The 244-nt window shown below is 28.7% G+C and carries 2 pseudogenes; one reads left to right on the top strand and one right to left on the bottom strand.

Going from position 1 to position 244, the window contains the following annotated elements:
- A pseudogene (locus tag IDG63_RS14605) lies at positions 1-126 on the bottom strand (hydroxyethylthiazole kinase); the annotation flags it as partial.
- Here IDG63_RS14605 and thiE point away from each other — a divergent pair.
- Positions 113-220 (top strand): annotated as a pseudogene (gene thiE, locus IDG63_RS14600) (thiamine phosphate synthase); the annotation flags it as partial. The pseudogenes IDG63_RS14605 and thiE overlap by 14 nt on opposite strands.
- Positions 221-244 lie beyond the last annotated feature (24 nt).

Below are 244 nucleotides of genomic sequence, written 5' to 3'. Positions count from 1 at the left end.
ATCTGTACCTTTCATAGTTGCTGTATCATCAATCAACGCTAATATTTCAGATGCATTGCCTTTAATTACTGATACTTTCGCTGATTTCAATAATAATTTACAAAATTGCTTTCGATATGTAGAAGCAGGTGCCAATGGAATTTCAGTCATTTCAGCCATTTCTAAAAGTGAAAATATTGAAAAGACTGTTAATCGATTCAAAGATTTTTTTAATAATTAGTTAAATTTTTCCACTTATTGTTTC

Origin of the sequence: Staphylococcus sp. EG-SA-14 (genome assembly GCF_017151935.1) — a bacterium.
Classification (GTDB): Bacteria; Bacillota; Bacilli; order Staphylococcales; family Staphylococcaceae; genus Staphylococcus; species Staphylococcus aureus.
This window is presented reverse-complemented; position numbering and strand designations above follow the sequence as displayed.